General features: G+C 68.2%; 21 protein-coding genes and 1 pseudogene. 6 read left to right on the forward strand and 16 right to left on the reverse strand.

Annotated features, from left to right (window positions below; all coding sequences use genetic code 11):
• Positions 1-237: 237 nt before the first annotated feature.
• From ACFVXE_RS04390 to ACFVXE_RS04420, 7 genes are all read right to left on the reverse strand, one after another.
• Complete coding sequence (locus ACFVXE_RS04390; protein WP_389669071.1) at positions 238-1,455, reverse strand: chitinase; 1,218 nt, start codon at positions 1,453-1,455, stop codon at positions 238-240.
• 228 nt (positions 1,456-1,683) lie between these two features.
• Positions 1,684-1,923, reverse strand: coding sequence for a hypothetical protein (locus ACFVXE_RS04395; RefSeq protein ID WP_389669072.1), 240 nt, complete (start codon positions 1,921-1,923; stop codon positions 1,684-1,686).
• A gap of 37 nt (positions 1,924-1,960) precedes the next feature.
• The gene (locus tag ACFVXE_RS04400; protein ID WP_389669074.1) at positions 1,961-2,608 is read right to left on the reverse strand and encodes an FMN-binding negative transcriptional regulator; all 648 of its coding nucleotides are present in this window, start codon (positions 2,606-2,608) and stop codon (positions 1,961-1,963) included.
• Positions 2,609-2,679: 71 nt separating this feature from the next.
• Positions 2,680-2,805: a hypothetical protein gene (locus ACFVXE_RS04405; protein WP_389669075.1), complete on the reverse strand. Its 126-nt coding sequence runs from the start codon at positions 2,803-2,805 to the stop codon at positions 2,680-2,682.
• A 239-nt stretch (positions 2,806-3,044) separates the two neighbouring features.
• Complete coding sequence (locus ACFVXE_RS04410) at positions 3,045-4,187, reverse strand: FAD-dependent oxidoreductase (protein ID WP_389669237.1); 1,143 nt, start codon at positions 4,185-4,187, stop codon at positions 3,045-3,047.
• A gap of 192 nt (positions 4,188-4,379) precedes the next feature.
• Complete coding sequence (locus ACFVXE_RS04415; protein WP_389669077.1) at positions 4,380-5,075, reverse strand: TetR/AcrR family transcriptional regulator; 696 nt, start codon at positions 5,073-5,075, stop codon at positions 4,380-4,382.
• A 230-nt stretch (positions 5,076-5,305) separates the two neighbouring features.
• Positions 5,306-5,950 (reverse strand): TetR/AcrR family transcriptional regulator, encoded by a 645-nt coding sequence (locus ACFVXE_RS04420; protein ID WP_389669079.1) that lies wholly within the window; start codon positions 5,948-5,950, stop codon positions 5,306-5,308.
• 66 nt (positions 5,951-6,016) lie between these two features.
• On the opposite strand from ACFVXE_RS04420, the gene ACFVXE_RS04425 reads away from it, so the two are divergent.
• Entirely contained in the window at positions 6,017-7,624 is a 1,608-nt protein-coding gene (locus tag ACFVXE_RS04425; RefSeq protein WP_389669080.1) for an FAD-binding oxidoreductase, read from the forward strand.
• 415 nt (positions 7,625-8,039) lie between these two features.
• Positions 8,040-8,648, forward strand: a complete 609-nt coding sequence (locus ACFVXE_RS04430; RefSeq protein ID WP_389669239.1) for a DJ-1/PfpI family protein — start codon at positions 8,040-8,042, stop codon at positions 8,646-8,648.
• A gap of 262 nt (positions 8,649-8,910) precedes the next feature.
• Here the strand turns inward: ACFVXE_RS04430 and ACFVXE_RS04435 are convergent, their stop codons facing one another.
• Entirely contained in the window at positions 8,911-9,279 is a 369-nt protein-coding gene (locus ACFVXE_RS04435) for a DUF6087 family protein (RefSeq protein ID WP_389669082.1), read from the reverse strand.
• Between the two features lie 231 nt (positions 9,280-9,510).
• Here ACFVXE_RS04435 and ACFVXE_RS04440 point away from each other — a divergent pair, with 231 nt between their 5' ends.
• Positions 9,511-9,978: a DUF6221 family protein gene (locus ACFVXE_RS04440; protein WP_389669084.1), complete on the forward strand. Its 468-nt coding sequence runs from the start codon at positions 9,511-9,513 to the stop codon at positions 9,976-9,978.
• Between the two features lie 66 nt (positions 9,979-10,044).
• Here the strand turns inward: ACFVXE_RS04440 and ACFVXE_RS04445 are convergent, their stop codons facing one another.
• The 4 genes from ACFVXE_RS04445 to ACFVXE_RS04460 form a co-directional block, all read right to left on the reverse strand.
• Complete coding sequence (locus ACFVXE_RS04445; RefSeq protein WP_389669086.1) at positions 10,045-11,586, reverse strand: ArnT family glycosyltransferase; 1,542 nt, start codon at positions 11,584-11,586, stop codon at positions 10,045-10,047.
• 277 nt (positions 11,587-11,863) lie between these two features.
• Positions 11,864-12,223 carry a hypothetical protein gene (locus tag ACFVXE_RS04450; protein ID WP_389669240.1) on the reverse strand — a complete coding sequence of 120 codons (360 nt, stop codon included), beginning with the start codon at positions 12,221-12,223 and terminating at the stop codon, positions 11,864-11,866.
• 404 nt (positions 12,224-12,627) lie between these two features.
• A complete protein-coding gene (locus ACFVXE_RS04455; RefSeq protein WP_389669088.1) occupies positions 12,628-12,981 on the reverse strand; it encodes a PRC-barrel domain-containing protein in 354 nt (117 codons plus the stop codon).
• A 206-nt stretch (positions 12,982-13,187) separates the two neighbouring features.
• A complete protein-coding gene (locus ACFVXE_RS04460) occupies positions 13,188-13,358 on the reverse strand; it encodes a hydrophobic protein (protein WP_389669090.1) in 171 nt (56 codons plus the stop codon).
• A gap of 389 nt (positions 13,359-13,747) precedes the next feature.
• Here ACFVXE_RS04460 and ACFVXE_RS04465 point away from each other — a divergent pair, with 389 nt between their 5' ends.
• Positions 13,748-14,374: a Dps family protein gene (locus tag ACFVXE_RS04465; protein ID WP_389669091.1), complete on the forward strand. Its 627-nt coding sequence runs from the start codon at positions 13,748-13,750 to the stop codon at positions 14,372-14,374.
• A gap of 294 nt (positions 14,375-14,668) precedes the next feature.
• On the opposite strand, the gene ACFVXE_RS04470 is transcribed toward ACFVXE_RS04465, so the two are convergent.
• Both ACFVXE_RS04470 and ACFVXE_RS04475 read right to left on the reverse strand, forming a co-directional pair.
• The gene (locus ACFVXE_RS04470) at positions 14,669-14,824 is read right to left on the reverse strand and encodes a DUF6131 family protein (protein ID WP_356126546.1); all 156 of its coding nucleotides are present in this window, start codon (positions 14,822-14,824) and stop codon (positions 14,669-14,671) included.
• A 179-nt stretch (positions 14,825-15,003) separates the two neighbouring features.
• Positions 15,004-15,249, reverse strand: a pseudogene (locus tag ACFVXE_RS04475) (transposase family protein); the annotation flags it as partial.
• A gap of 199 nt (positions 15,250-15,448) precedes the next feature.
• Here ACFVXE_RS04475 and ACFVXE_RS04480 point away from each other — a divergent pair.
• Complete coding sequence (locus ACFVXE_RS04480) at positions 15,449-16,090, forward strand: HAD family hydrolase (RefSeq protein ID WP_389669093.1); 642 nt, start codon at positions 15,449-15,451, stop codon at positions 16,088-16,090.
• Positions 16,091-16,312: 222 nt separating this feature from the next.
• On the opposite strand, the gene ACFVXE_RS04485 is transcribed toward ACFVXE_RS04480, so the two are convergent.
• Together ACFVXE_RS04485 and ACFVXE_RS04490 are read right to left on the reverse strand one after the other, a co-directional pair.
• Positions 16,313-17,305 carry an SRPBCC family protein gene (locus ACFVXE_RS04485; protein ID WP_389669095.1) on the reverse strand — a complete coding sequence of 331 codons (993 nt, stop codon included), beginning with the start codon at positions 17,303-17,305 and terminating at the stop codon, positions 16,313-16,315.
• Positions 17,306-17,309: 4 nt separating this feature from the next.
• Positions 17,310-18,182: a histone protein gene (locus tag ACFVXE_RS04490; RefSeq protein ID WP_389669097.1), complete on the reverse strand. Its 873-nt coding sequence runs from the start codon at positions 18,180-18,182 to the stop codon at positions 17,310-17,312.
• A gap of 153 nt (positions 18,183-18,335) precedes the next feature.
• Here ACFVXE_RS04490 and ACFVXE_RS04495 point away from each other — a divergent pair, with 153 nt between their 5' ends.
• Positions 18,336-18,629 (forward strand): gas vesicle protein, encoded by a 294-nt coding sequence (locus tag ACFVXE_RS04495; protein WP_389669099.1) that lies wholly within the window; start codon positions 18,336-18,338, stop codon positions 18,627-18,629.
• The last annotated feature ends 21 nt before the right edge of the window (positions 18,630-18,650 follow it).

Consider the following 18,650-nt stretch of genomic DNA (forward strand, 5'->3'; position numbering starts at 1 on the left):
CCCGAGGCGCGCCACCGGCCGGCGAAGAGGGCTGAGCCCCGGCACCGACGACCTGCAGGTGACTCTCGGGCGGAGGCGCCCGGAAGCGCGGCGGACCCGGGCAGGGGTGAGCCGGTCGGGCGGGCCGGGCTTCTCCCACGTCCGGCGCAGGTCGGCTGCCAGGGGTGACGGGACAGTCTCCGGACGCCTGCACCCGGGTCGGCACGCGTGCGCGACCCGGGCCGGACGGATGTCGGCTCAGCAGGCGCCGAGGTCCTGCCAGGCTCCCCATTCACCTGTGGTGCCGGGCTTCTCGTTCTGCGTCCACCACTTGGCCTGCCACGTGTGGCCGTCGTACGAGACGGTGTTACCTGCCGTGTAGACAGCGGTGCCGCTCCACGCTGCCGCGCTGCAGTTGCCGCCCGGAGGAGGGGTGGTCGGCGGGGTGGTCGTAGGCGGGGTCACGCCGGCGAACTTCACCGGGTACTTCGCGAAGTCCCAGTCCGACTGGGCCACGCTGCTGCACGTGCCGGAGGTCTGACCGTTGTTGTCGGGCGGGCTGCACTGGCGGTCACGGTTGAGGGACCAGAAGGTGAAGCGGTCCATGTGGTGGCTGGTTGCGTAGTCCAGCACGGTCTGGAAGTCGGCCTGACTGAAGTACTCCCCGGTGTCGCTGCGGCCGTTCATGCCGGAGAAGCCTTCGTGCGCGTACGCAGTCGCCACGTCCCAGCCGAAGGTGGACTGCAGGATGGAGTTGAAGTTCGTCAAGGCGCTGGTCTGTGCAGCCGCCCCGTTGAACCCGCCGTCAAAGGGCATGATGGAGAAGTTGTTCGGTGTGAAGCCCTGCGCCTTGGCCTCGTTGAGCATCTGCTTGCCGAACCAGCCGGTACCGTCGGCGGTTCCAGCGGTGGTGACCGAGACGTAGAGGCCCGGGTTGTTCTGCTGGAGAATCTTGGCTGCGCCGATCTCGTGTGCGATGGCGGCCGTGTTCTCGTACTCCGGCTCCTCCAGGTCGAAGTCGATGGCCTTCAGCTGGTACTTGGTGATGACCTGTTGGTATGCGGCCGCGGTGGACGCCGCGTCGGAGCAGGCCTGGCCCAGCTTGGTCCCCCCGTATCCGCCGATGGAGACCGACACGTCACCGCCCTTGGCGCGGATCGCGCTGATGACGGATGCGACGGCGGTGTCCGACGATATCGGTGAGGTGCCATCCCAAGTCGGGCTGCAACCACCCCCGTTGGGGGCGAGGACGAACGCGAGCTGGAATGCCTTGAGGCCGGTGGCGTCCATGATGGCGCCCGCGTCCGGCGGGTTGTTGTCATGCGGCATCAGGTAGGGCGCGGCGGCGTACCACCGGTTGCTGAGCGCGGTGGCGTCGGCGGACGCCGAAGCCTGCTGCGCGGCGAAGGCACCGAGACCAGCGGTGGCCAGCGCGGCGGTGGCGGCACCACAGAGCAGAGCGCGAAGACGCTTCATGGGGGCTCCTGTCGGGAGAAGGTGCCGCCAGAATCAACGGGTGACGCAGACACGTCAATGCGTTGGACTAGACCATTGCGGTTTCTTGAAGAACTACGCACCGCGGATGCGGACACAAGGGGTGCGACCCCCCCCGGCCATGGCGCTCAGACCGGTCGGTTCGCACAGATTGGAGGCTCGGCTTCGACGAGGGCCTTCCCGGCGCGAAGCGGGCCCGGCGGACCGGTGTCACTCCTCGGACGGTGACCTCGGGCCGATCGGGGCTGAGACGGTACGCGGCGGTCTGTTCGGCGTGCGGGAATCGGCGGGCTGCCAGGAGCCGTCGGCGACCTGCTGCTCCAGATTCTGACGGACGCTGATGGTGTCGGACCAGGACCCGTGGCCGCGGAGGCCGGTGGCGGTGACCACGGCGATGAGGGTGCCGGGGAAGGCGTCGACGACGGCGGGTGCGATGCGGAAGGCTGTCATGGACGTAGCTCCGTCCTTTGTGCGTGCAGGGCGGCAGTCAGGGCTGCCAGGGACCGATACGGTCCAGACGGCGACGCTGCTGCTCCGCGGTGGGCACGTCGAGTCCTTGGCCGCGTTCGGTGAGACGGTCGGCGACGGAGGTGCGGTGCTCGACGGGCTTGTGGTCGTCGTACTTGAACTTCGCCCGCACTTCGATGACGTCCAGGCGCAGGCCCCGGATGCCGGACAGCATCCGGCCGTACGGCGGCTGGTCGACAGCGACAGGGGCGTGGTCGCCATCGGGCTGGAAATGGGCGAGCTGGCGGCGCAGCAGCTCGGCCTTGCCTTCGGGGTCATCGATGAGGTGAGCGCGGCAGATGAACTGGACCGCGGCGTAGTAACTCGTGGGCACGCCGTCGGTGGACGGGATGTCCGGCTTGGCACGCCAGGGGCCGGGGACGAAGGCGTAGTCGCCGATGACCGTGAAGGTGACGTTCGGGTCGTGCTCGATCGACTTCCAGACCGGGTTCGGTCGGGCGAGGTGGATCAGCAGGTGACCGGCGCCGGTGGTGAAGTGCGTGGGGACGACGGCGGGTGGCCGGCCGGGCAGGCCGTTGACACTGAGTTGCCCGAAGTCGTGGCCGTCGGCGATCCAGGTCTGCCATTCGGTTTCGTCCAGGCTCGCGTCCCAGGGCTGGATGAACATGCTGTGCTCCTTACGAGGTGAGCCGCAGGCTCGGGTGAGGGCGAGGAGGCCGACGGCGACGGCGGCGGTGCTCAGGCCGACGAGCCCGCCTCGGCAGATCCTTCGGCGAGGAGAACCGTACCGGCCGGACCCGTGATCACGGCGACCACAGCGAGGTCTCCGCTGCGGGCCGCCTGCAGGAACAGCAGGTTCGCCACCGAGTCCAGCGCACCTGCGGCGGCCGGGATCGCAAGGCGGGCTGCTCGGAGCCGGCCTGCGGTGCATCACTCCCGCCGCGGCCAGGGTGACGGCCGCAGAGACCGCCCGGCCCGTGATGAGCGGTGCTACGCCGCTGTCGGCCGGCGCCTGGTGCAGAAGGATCAACTGGAGCCGTGCCGGCGTGGGATCCCGGCCTCGCAGCCGGATCAGGGGGTGCGCCGGTCCACGGTCGGAACCGTCAGGCGCCGGCCGGGCCGGTGGTGAAGAACGCGGCCATCTTTTCCAGGCCATCCGCGCCGAACATGGCGTCCAGGCTGCCGGCGGACTCGGCGGCGGACGCCTCGCTGCGCGGGAAGAGCGCTGCCTCGTACGCGGTCAGGGCGGCCTCGATGTCGCGGGGGTGGGCCGCGACGGCCTGGCCGAGTTCCGCGCCGTCGAGCATGGCGAGGTTGGCGCCCTCGCCGGCGAAGGGGGACATCAGGTGGGCGGCGTCGCCGAGCAGCGTCACGCCCGTGACCCGTTCCCAGCGATGGCCGACGGGCAGGGCGTGGATGCGGCGGGGCGTGAGCGTTCCGTCGGCATCGCCGACGAGGCCGCGCAGGCCCTCGTCCCAGCCTTCGAAGTGGGCGAGGACCGCAGCCTTGGCAGCCGCCGTGTCGTCGAAGTCGATTCCGTCGACCCAGCTCTCGTCGACCTTGAGCGCGGTGTAGACGTGGAGGCTGCCGTCGGTCTCCTTGTGGCCGAGGAAGCCGCGCTCGTCGCCGAGGCAGATGAAGAAGCCGCCACCGATGACGGCGGCGCTGCGCGGGTGGCGGGCATCGGCGTCGAGCAGGTCGGCTTCCACGAAGGAGATGCCCGTGTAGGCGGGCTGGGCGGCCGAGACCAGCGGCCGGATCCGGGACCAGGCGCCGTCGGCTCCGATCAGAAGGTCGGTGGTGACGGTGGAGCCGTCAGCGAAGGACACCTCGTGTCGGCCGTCGCCCAGCACGCGGGCACCGGTCACCTTGCCGCCCCAGCGGATCGTGCCGTCGGGCAGGGAGTCCAGGAACAGGTCGCGCAGGTCGCCGCGGTCCACCTCGGGGCGGTCTCCTTCGCCGTCGTCCTCCTCGGCGATGTGGACGGTGCCGTCGGGGCCGACCAGGCGCATGGCCTGGCCCCCCTCATGGATGATCTTGCGGAAGGCGTCGTAGAGACCTGCCGCGTGCAGAGCCTTCTGCCCGCTCTCCTCGTGGATGTCGAGCATGCCGCCCTGCGTGCGGGCCCGGGCGGACGGTTCCAGCTCGAACACGGTCGCTTCGATACCGGCCGTGTGCAGGACTCGAGCGGCGGTGAGACCGCCAAGGCCTCCGCCGATGATCGCGATGGGGTGGTGGGTGCTCATGAAGGCCTCCGACAGGGGTGTGCGGTACGCGAGGCCGACCAGCGTAGCGAACGTGTTCGTTACGAACAAGTTCTTCGCCATGAAGCGCCGACCCCGAGGAGGAAGTACGGTTCCGCGATCCGCGACGTGCCGACCGGCTCCCGACCGGCCAGGCAGCGCGCGGGCCGGGCCGGGCCGCAGGCGAGAGGTGCCTCAGCCTGCCGCGCCGGGAACGGGGGTGTGCGTGATACCGCTGACGAGAACGTCGAAGCTCCAGCGCATGCGATCCCCGGCGGAGCCGCTGACCAGAGCGGGCATGTGCGCCTTGATGGCCGGATGAGTGGCCTCGTCCAGGGCGTGAAGGGCCCGGGTGAGGGCGTTCCAATCCTTCTCACCCGTGGCGCCGTGCTCCTGCGTCGACTGCTCGGCGGCGGTGGCCGTGGCGTTCTGAAGCAGCTGGTCCACGCCCCAGGCGGCCTGCTCACGGGAGGCACTGCTGCGGGACAGCAGATCGAGAACGCGCTCCACCAGCCGCAGGTAGTTCTCGCCGCTGGGGCGCGCGACGAGAGCCGACCGGGCGAGCTGCGGATGCTCGAACAGCACGAGGGTGTAGGACGTCAGCACGGCCAGGAGTTGATCGCGCCAACCGTCCCAGGAGCCCTCGCCGGCCAGGTCGACCTCGCCCAACAGCGCGTCCAGCACGGCCGCGTGCAGTTCGGCGGTGTTGGCCACATAGACGTAGAGCGAGGCCGGGCCGGTGTCCAGCTCCTGCGCCAGCCGGCGCATGGTGACCTTTTCCAGCCCCTCGGCGCGCATGATGCGCACGGCGGTGTCCACGATCCATCGCCGGGAAAGGGCGGGCTTCGCCGGACGCGCCCGGCGGCTGATCGGCTCTTTTCTCGCTGTCATGGACCGATCGTAACGAACACGTTCGCCGCAGGGAGAACGCCTCGCTCCCCCTGCGGCGGGCAGCCTCGCCGCGAGCCACGCCAGACCCACGACCGCACAGCGGGCCGGACCGCACCCATGCACGGGGAATACACGGGGGAATGCCCGGTGCCCAGCCCGCTACGGCACCGCTCGCACCACGCCGGAACTCGACCTCGCCCGAAAGGCCATGTCGACCGGATGAAGGACGCTCAAGAGGGCGTGAGCGACTTCGCCGACTTCTCCGGATGGAGCACCGCGGAGATCCGTTCGAATCGGTAGATCATCTCGTCGGCGGTCTGCTCGGGGTGGTGCCTCCACCAGGCAACCGCAGCGCTCACCGCCCCGTACCAGAGGTGCGTGGCAAGGTCGGCGTCCAGCGGTTCAGCGACCTGGGCGGAGCCGAGGAACTCGGCCACACCGACCGCTCCCATGCGGTTGAGTTCCCGGCGGTGGACAACGGCTGCCGCATGCAGGGGGCCGTCGGCCGGCAGGGTCGAGTCGTAGACGAGTTCCCAGTCGTGGAGCCGTGACTCGAGCGCCCGGAAGACGGCCTCCAGGGTGCGCGCGGCGCGCGTGATGTCGGAAGGCCCCTCCTGTGCGGATTCGACAGCTGCCACGAGGCGGGAACCGGCCTGCTGCAAGCAGGTCAGGTAAAGGCCGTCCTTGGACCCGAAGTACTCATAGATCATGGGCTTGCTGATTCCCGCCCGCGCCGCCACGTCCGCGGTCGACCCGCGGGCGTAGCCCTTTTTACCGAACTCCTCCGCCGCCGCGTCCAGGATCAGACGCTCCCGCTCCTTGCGGGGCATCCCCTTGGTGCCCACCCCTCGCGTGACCTTCTCCTGCTTGCCCATGACCCCACCCTATGCCAATCTGACCGGCAGGTAACTTACCCGACATTCAGATAGGGAGGTGCGGCCGTGACCGGCAAGACGCGTTCGTGGTGGGGATGGGGAAACGTCGAAGACGCGGTGACCGGCCCGGAACGTGAGGAACTCGGCCGACGCACCGCGGAGTTGCTGCCGGGAGCCGACCTGACTGTGCACGAAGCACCCCCGGTCGAGTCGTTCGGAGTGGGCGCAAGCAGGGTTCAGGCACCGCCGTCCCTGGCACCGATCGTCTCCGAGGACGTGCGCGACCGGCTCGCGCACAGCCACGGACAGGCGTTCCGGGATGTCGTGCGGGCGCTGCTGGGACAGCTGCCTCACGTACCCGACCTCGTCGTACGACCGACCTCGGAGGACCAGATCGTCCACGTGCTCGACTGGTGCAGCGACGCCGACATCGCGGTCGTGCCGTTCGGGGGCGGCTCGTCCGTGGTGGGAGGCGTGGAGCCCCAGGTGGGCGACGGGTACGCCGGGGTCGTCAGCCTGGACCTCACTTCGATGAACCAGGTCCTGGAGGTCGACACGACCAGCCGGGCCGCGCTCGTCCAGGCGGGGCTCTTCGGCCCGCACCTGGAACAGCAGCTGAGGCCCCACGGGTACACGCTGCGGTTCTTCCCCCAGTCCTTCGAGTTCTCAACTCTCGGCGGCTGGCTGGCCACCCGGGCGGGCGGCCACTTCGCGACGCACCTCACCCACATCGACGACCTCACCGAGTCGCTGCAGGTCATCACCCCAGCCGGCGTCGTCACGACCCGTCGACTCCCGGGGTCGGGTGCCGGGCCGTCCCCCGACCGGTTGTTCCTCGGTTCGGAAGGGGCCCTCGGCGTCATCACACAAGCCTGGGTCCGACTCCAGGACCGGCCGCGGTGGCGTGCAGGCGCGTCGGTGGGCTTCGCGCACCACGCCGCGGGCGTGGAGGCGGTGCGTGCCCTGTCACAGTCCGGGCTGAACCCGGCCAACTGCCGGCTCCTGGACCCCATGGAGGCGTTCCTGAACGCAGGTTCCCCGACCGCTGTCCTGGTGCTCGGCTTCGAATCCGCCGACCATCCTGTCAACGCCTGGATGGAACGGGCGCTGGAGCTGTGCCGGGACCACGGCGGCACGCCGGGCGAGCCGCCGCGCTACACCGACGACGCCGACCGGACAGCGCGCACCGGGGCCGCCGACACCTGGCGCTCCTCCTTCGTGCGGATGCCCTACCAGCGGGACGCCCTTGCCGCTCAGGGCGTGATCGTGGAGACCTTCGAGACAGCCTGCACCTGGGACCGGTTCGACGCTCTGCGGGCAGCCGTCGACGACGCGGCTCGGGACGCCATGCGCCAGGTCGGCGTCGAAGCTGTCGTGACCTGCCGGTTCACCCACATCTACCCGGACGGTCCGGCACCGTACTTCGGGATCTACGGGGCGGGCCGGTGGGGCAGGACCGTGGAGCAGTGGGACGAGATCAAGCAGGCTGTCTCCGACGTGCTGATCGCCAACGGCGCCACCATCACCCACCATCACGCGGTGGGCCGCGACCACCGGCCGTGGTACGACCGACAGCGTCCCGACCTCTTCGCCTCCGCCCTTCAGGCCGGCAAAGCAGTGCTCGACCCGGCCGGGATCCTCAACCCCCGTGTTCTCATCGACCCGCTGCGGTGACATTGCGGCACCGCCGCCAACCTGTCGGAAAGGGTGCGATTCTCGGTCTGGTAGGGCTGTCCATAGCTGTCGCTGCTGCCGGCCGGCCGCCGGTCGAGGTGCTGCCTGCCGACGGTGATCTCGCCCATTGCCTGCTCCTGCGCTCTCGGGGCTCGTCGAGACGCAGACCGCGGTAGGCATGCCACCAATGGCTGATTGGCCCTCGCCCCGGAGCGGCGCGCCTGGGAGATTGCAGGTCTGACGCCCCAGACCTTTCGGCAATGGGAGGGTGGGAGAAGGGGCGGGGTCCGGTGCAGCTGCAAGGCGGAGGACCGCGTCATGGCGGAGCCATGGTGCGACAACGCCGCAGGTGTGCGTGCCGGACCCCATGACGCCGCCCTCCAATTGCCGGTCGGTCCTACTTGAAGGAGCTGTGATGCAGGTAGCCGTGGTCACCTTCGACGGGTTCAACGAGCTCGACAGCTTCATCGCCTCCTCCCTGATCAACCGGTGCCGCAAGGACGGCCTGGAAGCCTTCATCACGACGCCGACGCCGGTGGTCACGTCGATGAACGGCGTCGAAGTGACCGGGCAGCGTCCGATGGAGTTCGTGACCGAGGCCGAGGTCGTCCTGATCGGCAGCGGTGTGAAGGCGCGAGATGTGGTCGCCGACGACCGGCTGATCTCCAGGCTGACGCTCGACCCTTCGCGACAGCTGATCGGTTCGCAGTGCTCCGGCGCGCTGGTGCTCGCCCGGCTGGGCTTGCTGAACGCCATGCCGGCCTGCACGGACATGAAGAGCCGACCCTATCTCGAAGCCTGCGACGTCACCGTACTGGACACGCCGTTCCACTCCGTGGGGAACATCGCTACGGCAGGTGGTTGCCTGGCGTCGCAGTATCTCGCCGCGTGGGTGATCACCCGGATGCTCGGCCAGGACGCCGTGCGCGACGTCATCGATTACGTGGCTCCGGTCGGCGAAAACCGGCAAACTGTCGAGCGCGCCATGCGTGCCGTCCGCGCGGGTGAGGTCGCGCTGCACTGACGCTCCGTGAGTCAACCCTCTGTGCCGCTGCTTCGCTGAGTCCTCATGGCGAAGCGGCGGCACGGTCGTGTGGAGAGGCCCGCCGGAGCGGCGGCGTCGGCTCCGGTGGCTGTCGACCTCAGGGCGCTCCGGAGCGATCCGCCCACAAGGCAGACGGGCGCACGGTGGCCGGCAGAGCGATACGCGCCGAAGGAAGGCCGCCCACGGCGGCGAAGCCGACCAGCACAAGGAGTGGCCTCGACACCCCGTTCATCCCTCGGGCTCATGGGCGGTAGTCCCCCTCGTCGAGCAGTTCCCGCACTCGCGCTTTCTTCCTCTCCGCCATTCCTTCGCCGCGCAGTCGCCTTCCCTGCGCCGTTCGGGAAAGGCGGCCGGGTGTCCGACGCCCGGTGGGTCCGTCCGCACCGTCCTGCGAGTACAGCACCGCCGCAGCTGCTGCCCAGTCGCTCGCCACAGCCACCGGCTCCCAGGCATAGCCATCCCAACGCCAGATCAGACGCGGCGCTTCCGGGAAGACGTGCGAACCCCGCCGGGGGCCCGGATTCAGCGCACTCAAGCGCATCCGTCCCTTCTTGCGTCGGCGCTCCAGCTCGCGCCTGCTCACCCAGTGCTCAAACGGCTCCTCGTCCACCCCGCCAGCATGACGCACCTACCGACCGGAGAACTACTCAGCCGCTACCTGAACACCCACCCGCGCCTTCCACTGCCGTTCGCACCGTTCCACGCCGACTGACGAGTCGTCCGCGGCCGCTCGACGAGTTGGCCGTGTTCAAAACGGGCACCTGCCCGGACGAGGGTGACGACGGCGACGAGGCGGGGCGCGTTCACCGTGCACAGCCCCTGACCACGCGAGAATGACCCGATGGACGACCTGGTCACTTTCCTCCTCGCACGCCTCGACGAAGATGAGCAGGCGGCGCTCGACGCCAGTTGGGACGGCTACGACAGCGGCCGGTGGACAGCGCACCACCACGAACAGCACGACGGACAATGGGTCGTCATCGACTGCCACGACAAAGCCGTCACTGGCGTCGACGCCCAGGTGGCCAACGATGCCGCCGTTGCCCACCACATCGCCCGCCACGACCCGGCCCGCGTCCTGCAGGAAATCGGGGCGAGGCGCGTGATCTTGGTCGAGTACGCGACGATGTGCCGACTACGGGACGAGGCGGTGGCGAGGATCGAGGCCGCAGGAGACGCTCCGGCAGCGGAGGACCTCGACGCGTGGGAGCGTACGCAGCAAGAGGTATCGGTCCTCGAAGGCCCCGTCCGTCTCCTCGCTCTGACCCACGGCGACCACCCCGACTACCGTGAGGACTGGCGTCCGTAGCCGGTCAGCCATGGCGAGCGGACATGTGGCGCCGAACAACACTCGGGGCAGCGTGGGACGTTGGCATCACGCGTAGTTGCGCAGCTCGGGCCAGATCGCGCCCCAGGGGCGACGGGGGCCGGTGCAGACGTAGACGTGGCCGCCCCATTCGATGGTGTGCACACCCTCGGGGTTGGAAAGGGTGGCGGCCACGCGCACGTGCCGGAAGTACCTGCGCAGGTGAGCGGCGTACCCGGGGGCGTAATCAGGGCCCGGGGCGACGGCCACCACGGTCGTGGCGTGCGCGTTGCCGGGGCCCCACCACCAGTCGGTGTTCTGGGCGCCCGCAGCGGTGGGCAGCCCGGCGTTTCGGCCCAGTTCGTTGATGGCGCCGGCCTCGGCGTAATCCGCTGCGAAGATCGTCGCGTTCGCGCGCTGCCCGGCCGGCAGCTCTGTCCACACCCGCCCCACGGTACCGACAAGCTGCGGCCAGCCCAGGGTCTCCCCCGATATCGCACTGGTGTCGTACGTCCAGGCCACGTCGGAGGGCGGCAGCACCGGCAGCACGATCACTGCGGACAGCGCGGCCGAGATCGCGGTTCCGACCATCAGGCTGCGCAGCCGGTCCGGGCGGGAATACAGCCATTCGTCGAGTCCCACCGCCCCGGCCGCCAGCAGGCACACGTACAGCCCCGCCAGGTAGTACACCTGCGCTCCGGACGTCACGGCGAAGAGCACGAACAGCACGGCGTACGCAGTCACCAGACACCGCCACAGCGGCCGGCCGGACCGCCACAGAAACCGCAGGCCCACCACCCACAGCACCGCCATCGCCAGGCACGACATGCCGAGCTGGCCCACGATCCAGGTGAGGATGTTTCCCGCGCCTCCGTGCTCCCCGTTCAGTGCCCGCGTCATCGCGAACATCGCCCACCCGTGCCGCGCCTGCCACCACAGGTCCGGCAGCACGAGCAGAACGGCGATCGCGGCGCCCGCGAGGAGTCTGCGGTCGGCCACGGTCCGACGGGCCGGGCCGAGCAGCACGGCGGCCAGCAGGACGGTCCCGAAGATCGCCGCGAGGTGGTTGAATTCCGAGCCGATGCCGACCAGCGCCCCCGCGGCGAGCCACCACCGTGTGTCGCCGGTCCGACCGATCCGCGCGACCACGAGCGCGATCGCCGCCCAGGCCAGCACTTCGTACGGGGTCGTGTTGGCCACGTGCCCGCTGCCCAGCAGCACGGGCATGGTGCCGGTCGCGATCGCCGCGAGCAGTTGCGCCCGCCGCGCGCCGCCGAACTCCCGCGCAGTCAGACCGCCCACAACCACCGTGCCCGCGGCAGCCAGCGCGGACCACAGCCGCAGGCCCGTCGCCGAGACCCCGAACAGCGACAGCGAGGCCCGGGCGAGCAGCGGCGCCAGCGCCGGCTGGTCCACATAACTCGCCTGGAGGTGCCGGGCGCAGTCGAGGAAGTACAGCTCGTCACGGTGGAAGCCGTAGCGCGAGGACAGTGCCATCAACACGACGAACACCACCCCGGCGACGGCCAACACCCGCCGGTCCAGCGGTACGATCCGCCCGCCGTCCTCCCCCGCCTCGTCCGCACGCCCCACGGCCCCCGCGTCCGCCATCCCCGCCACCCCCCGGTCCTCTGACCCTCGGTCGCGTCGTCCGCGCGCCCCGGGCGGCCCGGCGCGCACGGCTCCTGGGCCGCTCGTAACCTTACGCAACCGGGACCGCGCCCGAAAGCGCTTCCGGGCGCGGCCCGGGCGGTCGGCTCACGCCACGCGTGGGAGTACGGCTGCAGGCCGTCAGCCCATGACGCCTGCCCAGAAGGTGCAGCCCCTCCGCGAGTTCCCCGGCGGACCGTCCGTCAGAAGAGGCTGCGGAAAGGAACCTTGATGCCCCTTACGGACCTGCGGGGCCGGAGTTCCGGGTGCGCGCGGCGGCTGCCTCGTGCAGCAGGGACCAGCCGTCGAACTCCGTCGGCCGCCGCTCCCCCGGCTGCCACCCGCGGGCCGACGCCGCGTCGAGCAGGGCCCGGACGGCACCCGGTTCGTGCAGATTCAGCGAGCTGCCCCGGGTGAACCCCACGTCCCCGGAACCCAGGTGAAACCCGCCCGGGACGTACCGGCCCGGGCCACCGGCGAAGACGATGCGCAACGGACCGCCGGTGCCGGAGGGTTGCGGGCACAGCGTGAGGGTCTCGCGGCAGTCCGCGGAACGGCCGCTGTCCAGCACGCGGTGGGCGTGGCGAAGCGTCCACATGTACGTGTTCCCGTCGACGACCAGTCGACGGGGGCTCTTCGGGTTGCGGGGCACAGATCCGAGGGTACGCATCCCGATCCACAAGCACACCCTGTTAAAGCCAGGCCGCGCCAGGACGGACAGGCCGGTCGCCAAACCTCGGTACGACCGGTCGAGATCCGATGCCACGGGACATGAGGACGAGGGGGCGCAGGCTCTCTCCCACACCGGTCCGGGGAGCGGCCACGCCGAGGAAGGGTCAAGGCCTGTGGACCGTGCCACGGCTCCCGATCAGCCGTGGACGGCGAAGTCCTTCAGGGGCCCGCCCTCCGCCCCATCGCACCGAGGGAGACGTAGGGCCTGCAGCGAAATGGGACGGGGCGACCGGACAGCTCCGGTCGCCCCCGTCGACTGACGCGTGATGCTCAGGTGCGGCGGTGCTTTCCGTAGTACTCACCGGTCTGCTGACGGTGGTCGAGGTCGCCGAGATGCTTGTCCTTGTCGAACTCGGGGGCGTCCTTGATCTGGTCCTTGGTCCGCTCGACGTAGATCTTCTCGGCTGCGGCGTCGACACGCGTGACCGTGCCGGCGGGCAGCAGAACGTGCTTGCCGAAGATCCACACCCCGGTGTCGACGACGAGATAGGCCGCGCCGACGTCGTCGGAATGCTTGTCGACCTTGCCGATACTTCCGTCGACCGCCTCGACCTTGTATCCGATGAGGCTGTTGCCAGCGGAATAACCTGTCGTCGGCTGGTAGCCCCAGATATTCTCGCTCATGAATGAATCAGCTCCTTCATCGAAGATATCTTCCTCAAGAACGGCACCCGTTGTCCGGTGAACCGCTCCTCGTCGATCCGTCTGACGGTGGTTCGGTGGTCTGCACGGCGAGCGGGACGGACTTCGTCCTTTGGAGCGGGAAGCACGTACTGAACCCGACACGAAATATGCCGAGACCCGCGCACGCTCCTCGGGAGTTTCCCGAATTACCAGCGGTACCAACGTCCGCGCTTGCCACCGACGGCGCCGGGGCGAATCACGAACCCGAGCAGCCATACCACCAGGACGATGACGGCTATCCACCACAGGGCCTTCAATGCGAAGCCGGCACCGAAGAGAAGGAGTGCCAGGAGCAGAACCAGAATCAGGGGGACCATAGTTATCAACCTCCGAAGGCTCTGCTGCCCCACGGAAGGCCCGTCACACTCTCGAACCGTCGTGTTTCCCGTTTCCCTTCCGGGGAATCCTGCGCAGCCCCGTGCAGCGGCAACTCGAAGTGGTGTCGATGTGTCCGACGACTGATCCCCGAGTCGCGACGACTCACCCCTGAGACCGGCCTGCCAGGCGCGGAGCGCGCACGAGATGACATGCTCCCCGTCCGACAAGACCTGACAGCACGGCATGTCCCCGAACGGGTGGCCGTCCCCCAACATTCGGCCGAGCTTCGGCCGGCCGAGACTCCGAGCGAACACCAGTCGGGTGTTATGAGTCAGTTACTTGGGGCAGGTGAAGCCCCAGCAACCGTCGAATACAAGGTAGGAGCGCCATGTCACCCGTCGACGACACCCCCCGCTACACCATTCCCGGTCTCAGCGCGAAGGACGGCGGCCGGACAATCGGGACGCTGCAACTGCGTCTGCACGCACTCAACGATCTCGCTCTCACCCTCAAGCACATCCACTGGAATGTCGTCGGGCCTCACTTCATTGCCGTCCACGAAATGCTCGACCCACAGACCGCGGCCGTCCGCGAAATGGCCGATGCCACCGCTGAGCGGATCTCTGCTCTGGGAGGCGAGCCCCAGGGAACGCCCGGAGCACTCGTGTCCGGACGTACATGGAAGGACTACAGCATCGGCCGCGCCGACGCTCTCGCGCATCTGGGCGCCCTCGATCTCGTGTACACCGGTGTCATCGAGGCGCACAGGGAAGCGGCTTCCGAAGTCAGCAGCATCGATGCCGTGACGGAAGACCTGCTCATCGAGCATTTGCGGTCCCTGGAACAGTTTCAGTGGTTCGTTCGAGCCCACCTCGAAACAAGCTCCGGCGCCCTTGCCACTGCTGCCGCAAGCACGGAGAAGGAAGCAGCCAAAGCCGCGGCGCCCGCGCGCAAGAAGACGGCCAGCGCCAAGCGGACCACAAAGAAGGCCGCTTCGAACAAGCCTGCTCGCTGACCGTGTCCCGGCACACTGCGAGACGCCCGTGGCCGGCTGACGCGGAATGAACCGGCGCTGCGGGACCAAGCCTTGTGATCTCCCGCGGACGCGGCAAAGGGCCGCCGGGCGGGCTTCACGGGCCGCCCGAAGACGCGGGGTGTCGCCGACGTCCCCTCGTCTCCCCGGTGCTGCATGGCGTCCAGGGCGGCATCGCCCGCGTAGCCGGCCAGGTCATGATCGCCCTCAGCCTGAGCGTCATCCGTGATCAGACGCGCGAACTCTGCGCTGCCCCGGCACCGCACGAAGAGCGGCTCACCAATAGTGCCGCCTTCCACCCACGGCGTGACCGACCCCGCCGAGAATCCACAGGATGACACCGATGACCGCGAGGATGACACCTATGGTCCACAGAATGGAAATTCCGGCTACCAGTCCGATCACAAGCAGGATGACACCGAGAATGATCATGACACTCCCCGATCTTTGCCAGTCATCTTCAATTATGCGCCTGGCCGTCGAAAGACCTTGATTTCCTGCGGCGGAGGAGATCTTGAGGGTATTCCGAAACAAAATCGATGAACCAATGAGTAAGGCGAAAGCAAAGGCCAAGCAGGTCAAGGGCAAACTAAAGGAAACTACTGGCAAGGCGGTGCCCGCTCGGCGATCAGGTCGGTGACGGCGGTGACGTAGGCGTGGGCGGTGCCGACGGATATGCCGAAGGCCGCGGCGATCCTGGCGAGGGTGTCGTGGCGGCGCAGGTACACGAGTGCGACGAGCGCACGTCGGTGCGGCGGGAGCTTGCACCGTCGGTCACCCTCACGGGTGGCCAGGAGCATCGTGACCCATTCGACCAGGGCGTGGGGGAGGTCGAGTACGGCAGGATATGGAACCAACAGGGCTCCCTCGTTCCTGAGTTGAGTCGCCGAGCACCTCCCACAACGGCACGGGAGCCCTGCTCGTTACGGCACCCACCCCCACCTGCCCGTCCTCACGCGACCAGCGGCCACACCGAAAACGCTCACTCATGGGTGACGACGGTACGATCCGCGGCGGCGCGCCTGCCCGCCGCGGCCGCCGGAGAGGATTGAGGCCGTGAGAAAATACATACTCTTCGATCATGATGGCGTCCTGGTCGACACCGAGTTCTGGTATTTCAGGTCCGCGGAACGCGCCCTGATGGAGGCCGGTTTCACGCTGGACAAGGATCAGTACCTCCGGGACATGGCCCGGGGATCGGGCTCCTGGGCCCAAGCCAAGACGGCCGGCATCGACGACCGGACCCTCAGCCGGGTTCGCGAGGCCCGCAACGGCTACTACCAGGAGTACCTGCGGACCGAGGCCATCGAGATCGACGGCGTCGTCGACACTCTCGCCGAGCTGTCGACGTACGTCCGCATGGCCATCGTGACGACCGCGAAACCGGCCGACTTCGACATCATCCATGAGAAGCGCCAGATCAGGCAGTTCATGGAATTCGTCATTGTTCGCGAGGACTACGAACTCGCCAAGCCGCACCCGGAACCGTACCTGGCCGGGCTGAAACGCTTCGGCGCCGCCAGGGAAGAGACCCTGGTCGTGGAGGATTCGGCCAGAGGACTGACCTCGGCTGTGGCGGCCGGTATCGACTGCGCCGTTGTCCATAACGAGTTCACGAAGGCGAACGACTTTTCCCAGGCAAGCTACCGGATCGACAGCCTGAGCGAATTGAAGGACATCCTCCTCGAGGGAAGCTGACCGCCTTGGCGCGGAGCCCGCACCCGGTGCGCCGGGTGCGGGCCGCACCCACGACACCCCCACCCAGTGCACCATCAACCATGCTCTCGCCCAGGCCGACACACGGTGACCGCTGCATCGAGCCCTCTCCCGGGGCAGCCGGCGCGCAAGGTCGGAGGGAGATCACACAGGCACCACGCTGCACGTCTGCGGCTACCGCCTCGCACTGGGCGGCGAGAGCAGTCACTCTTCTTCCTCGTACTCCCCGTCGTCCTCTTCCTCTTCCTCGTACTCCCCGTCGTCTTCTTCCTCGTCCTCGTACTCCCCGTCCTCCTCCTCTTCTTCGCCCTCTTCAACGTCATCCTGGTCTTCCGCGTCGCCTTCTCCTTCCTCGTCACCCTCCTCGTCGTATTCGCCTTCTTCTTCGTCCTCCATCGCCTCTTCGTGGGTGCGGACCACTTCGCCATCGCGGATTTCTCCGCGCCATCCCTCGACCTCTTCGTCGGCGAAGGTGACGTAGCGCGCAAAGTGCTTGAAGTCCAGCCGGAGGCGCCGTCCTTGAGCCCGCCAGAGGTTTCCGGTCTTCTCAAAGAAGCCGGAGGGATAGTACTCGACAACGAGCACAATTCTCGTCAGAGTGGGTCCGAGTTCATGGAAGCTGACACAGCCGCGAGTTGTTCCCTTGGCACCCTCGGATGTCCAGATGATGCGCTCGTCCGGCACCTGTTCCTGGACCGAGGCCTTCCAGCCGCGAGTCGAGGGACCCACTTTGAGCTTCCAGTCACTGGTGCTGTCGTCGTTGCGCGACACGCTGCGGACGCCTTTGGTGAAGGTGCTGAACTTCTCGTACTGAGTCCAGTAGTCGTACGCAGTCCGAAGGGGCACGCCCACGTCGACAACTTCCACGATATTCATGGACTTGCCGCCACCCGACTTGCCTCCGCCGCCTCCCTTACCCAGCAGTTCCCCCACCTTGCCCATCGCGGTGTCCTTGAGACCCTTGGCCTTTGCGCCCAGAAAGGCCTTCATGCCGCCGCCGCCGGGGAGCAAATTGGAGAGACCGCCCCCGCTCTCAGCGACATCGAACAACTGGTCGGTGAGATCGGCGAGTTTGTCGCCGGCTTTACCCACAAGCTGCTCTGCCTCAGCGCCGAGGTAGTCGACCAACTCGTCGCGAAGAAGTTCCATACCCGAGGCTTCCCCGCCACCATCGGAGCCACGATCTGTCCTGGCCATCGGTCTACCTCCGGCGTGTGGTCGTCTTCTTGGCGGCCGCCTTCTTCGCGGGGGCCTTCTTCGCGGGAGCCTTCTTCGCGGGAGCCTTCTTCGCGGCCGCCTTCTTCGCGGGAGCCTTCTTCGCGGCCGCCTTCTTCGCAGGAGCCTTCTTCGCGGCCGCCTTCTTCGCAGGAGCCTTCTTCGCGGCCGCCTTCTTCGCAGGAGCCTTCTTCGCAGGAGCCTTCTTCGCAGGCTTCCTCTCTGGCTTGCCGGCGGACCTCTTACGCGGTGCAGTCCGAGAGGCGGCCTTCCTGGCGGGCGCTCGGCGGCGCCGCGGTGTCTCCTCCTCGGGCTCCTCTTCCTCCTCTTCCTCCTCCTCGGGCTCCTCTTCCTCCTCCTCTTCCTCTTCCTCCTCCTCGGGCTCCTCTTCCTCCTCCTCGGGCTCCTCTTCCTCCTCCTCTTCCTCTTCCTCTTCCTCTTCCTCGGGCTCCTCTTCCTCTTCCTCTTCCTCTTCCTCGGGCTCCTCTTCCTCCTCCTCGGGCTCCTCTTCCTCCTCCTCCGGCTCCTCTTCCTCCTCGTCACCCTTCGCACCGAGGCGAAGCCTGCGATCATGGAGGGAGTCCGCAAGGTCCGCGAGACGTCGGTCGACTGTGGAAGCGAGTGCCTGACGCCCCGCGTCCAGCAGTTCCCCACGCACCTGCTCGTTCAACTCGGCGATTTGCGGAACATCCTTGAGCTTGCGCAGGCCTTCTGTGGCCAGTTGCTGCGGATCGAGCCCGAAGCGCCTCCCAGCGACATACGTCGCCATGGCGAAGGCGAGCCGTCCCTTCTTCGCGCGCCCGAGCACGTACCCACCCGCGACCGCGGCAGCGAGAGCGATCTTGGTCGTGTCGTTCATGAACTGATCCCTCCAGCAAGGGCCATTGAGCAGGAGAGCCAGGCCCGGCGAGTCGCGGTGATACCGTCCGCGTGAATGTCAACTATCCCCCATATATGATGAAATTGTACGTGCGCACGTGGAATGGCGCCCCCTCCGCATCGGAGTCCGACCATGGCCGCAGCAGAGCCCGCCAAGCGGCGGTCCAGGACCAAGCCGGCATCAGCCATGCGCGCCGCAGCGGAACAGCTGCAGGAGCTGCTCGGACGTCCCCCTGAATCGGTGTCGGCCCTGAAGCCGACAGAAGACGGATGGGAGGCGGATGTGGAGGTGCTGGAACTGGAGCGCATCCCTGAGACCACCAGCGTGATGGCCACCTATCGCGTAACACTGGATGGGGAAGGCGATCTGGTGGCCTACGAACGAAAGCGTCGTTACACCCGTGGCCAAATCGACCGACGGGGCTGAATCCACAGGCCCTGCCGGTGA

This window comes from Streptomyces sp. NPDC058231 (genome assembly GCF_042882275.1).
In the GTDB taxonomy this organism is placed as follows: Bacteria; Actinomycetota; Actinomycetes; order Streptomycetales; family Streptomycetaceae; genus Streptomyces.

Bases quoted from the DNA above. Each gene is read 5' to 3' on its own strand.
- ACFVXE_RS04495 (WP_389669099.1), top strand. From the start codon at position 18,336: ATGGCCGCAGCAGAGCCCGCCAAGCGGCGGTCCAGGACCAAGCCGGCA.
- ACFVXE_RS04430 (WP_389669239.1), top strand. From the start codon at position 8,040: ATGCAGGTAGCCGTGGTCACCTTCGACGGGTTCAACGAGCTCGACAGC.
- ACFVXE_RS04440 (WP_389669084.1), top strand. From the start codon at position 9,511: ATGGACGACCTGGTCACTTTCCTCCTCGCACGCCTCGACGAAGATGAG.
- ACFVXE_RS04445 (WP_389669086.1), bottom strand. From the start codon at position 11,586: ATGGCGGACGCGGGGGCCGTGGGGCGTGCGGACGAGGCGGGGGAGGAC.
- ACFVXE_RS04470 (WP_356126546.1), bottom strand. From the start codon at position 14,824: ATGATCATTCTCGGTGTCATCCTGCTTGTGATCGGACTGGTAGCCGGA.
- ACFVXE_RS04395 (WP_389669072.1), bottom strand. From the start codon at position 1,923: ATGACAGCCTTCCGCATCGCACCCGCCGTCGTCGACGCCTTCCCCGGC.
- ACFVXE_RS04485 (WP_389669095.1), bottom strand. From the start codon at position 17,305: ATGGCCAGGACAGATCGTGGCTCCGATGGTGGCGGGGAAGCCTCGGGT.
- ACFVXE_RS04450 (WP_389669240.1), bottom strand. From the start codon at position 12,223: ATGTGGACGCTTCGCCACGCCCACCGCGTGCTGGACAGCGGCCGTTCC.
- ACFVXE_RS04415 (WP_389669077.1), bottom strand. From the start codon at position 5,075: ATGACAGCGAGAAAAGAGCCGATCAGCCGCCGGGCGCGTCCGGCGAAG.
- ACFVXE_RS04465 (WP_389669091.1), top strand. From the start codon at position 13,748: ATGTCACCCGTCGACGACACCCCCCGCTACACCATTCCCGGTCTCAGC.
- ACFVXE_RS04410 (WP_389669237.1), bottom strand. From the start codon at position 4,187: ATGAGCACCCACCACCCCATCGCGATCATCGGCGGAGGCCTTGGCGGT.
- ACFVXE_RS04400 (WP_389669074.1), bottom strand. From the start codon at position 2,608: ATGTTCATCCAGCCCTGGGACGCGAGCCTGGACGAAACCGAATGGCAG.
- ACFVXE_RS04420 (WP_389669079.1), bottom strand. From the start codon at position 5,950: ATGGGCAAGCAGGAGAAGGTCACGCGAGGGGTGGGCACCAAGGGGATG.
- ACFVXE_RS04460 (WP_389669090.1), bottom strand. From the start codon at position 13,358: ATGGTCCCCCTGATTCTGGTTCTGCTCCTGGCACTCCTTCTCTTCGGT.
- ACFVXE_RS04455 (WP_389669088.1), bottom strand. From the start codon at position 12,981: ATGAGCGAGAATATCTGGGGCTACCAGCCGACGACAGGTTATTCCGCT.
- ACFVXE_RS04490 (WP_389669097.1), bottom strand. From the start codon at position 18,182: ATGAACGACACGACCAAGATCGCTCTCGCTGCCGCGGTCGCGGGTGGG.
- ACFVXE_RS04390 (WP_389669071.1), bottom strand. From the start codon at position 1,455: ATGAAGCGTCTTCGCGCTCTGCTCTGTGGTGCCGCCACCGCCGCGCTG.